Origin of the sequence: Streptomyces milbemycinicus, from assembly GCF_002154605.1 — a bacterium.
Taxonomy (GTDB): Bacteria; Actinomycetota; Actinomycetes; order Streptomycetales; family Streptomycetaceae; genus Streptomyces; species Streptomyces milbemycinicus.
In genome coordinates this window covers 1-679 of record NZ_MUNE01001182.1, presented here as the reverse complement: position 1 = coordinate 679, position 679 = coordinate 1, and the positions used below count along the sequence as shown (strand labels likewise).

Genomic DNA, 679 nt, shown 5'->3' with positions numbered 1-679 from the left:
TGTCGCCCTGCGGATCGCGTCCAAGGCTGTATGACCTGGATGGATCAAGTGTCCAGGTCTGTCCGTTCAATTCCAGTACGAGTTCCGGCACTCCACGCCCCACTACTTGTCCCCCGATGGACCCCTGTACGGGAGTCTAGGGATGGCGAACATCGTGAGGAACTATTTCAGGCTCAGTCGCTCAACCGGAAGTCGGGCATTGACAACACCGCGCGCAGGCGGCGTTGACTCGCCCGAAAGGCCCCCGGAAAGTGGTAAGCGCCCACGGATGGGGCAGATCATGGATCATCCGGGCAACTCATACCGATCGGGGGGACCGACGCCATGAGCGCCAGCGGCAGCGGACGCGTGCGCCCCGCAGAGGTGTTGCTCTCGACGGTGGCGGCCGTGAGCTGGGCCTTCCTGGCCATGGCGGGTGTCGCCGCGCTCGGGCTGCATCTGGTCGGCGCGGACAGCGCGGGCGCGCTCGGCCCCATGACGGCGGCCGCGATGGTGCTCGCGGTCGGCGGCTCGGTCACCCCGTCCGGGGATGTGAAGGCGTTCGGGCTGACCGGCGCCCAGGCCCATTCGGCCGTCGATATCGCGCCACTGGGCATCAGCCTGGTGGGCGCGCTGCTGCTGGGCTGGCTGTTCGTACGGTCGCTGCGCGGGGCGGGGGCGGTGATCGACGGGGCCGAAC

General features: G+C 68.3%; 1 protein-coding gene and 1 pseudogene (1 of these 2 cut by a window edge). One reads left to right on the top strand and one right to left on the bottom strand.

What is annotated here, in order from left to right:
- A pseudogene (locus tag CCN51_RS58975) lies at positions 1–103 on the bottom strand (FHA domain-containing protein) (its annotated part extends 194 nt beyond the left edge of the window); the annotation flags it as partial.
- A 221-nt stretch (positions 104–324) separates the two neighbouring features.
- Here CCN51_RS58975 and CCN51_RS51940 point away from each other — a divergent pair.
- On the top strand, positions 325–679 hold a 355-nt coding region (locus tag CCN51_RS51940; RefSeq protein WP_245881900.1), incomplete at its 3' end, for a streptophobe family protein.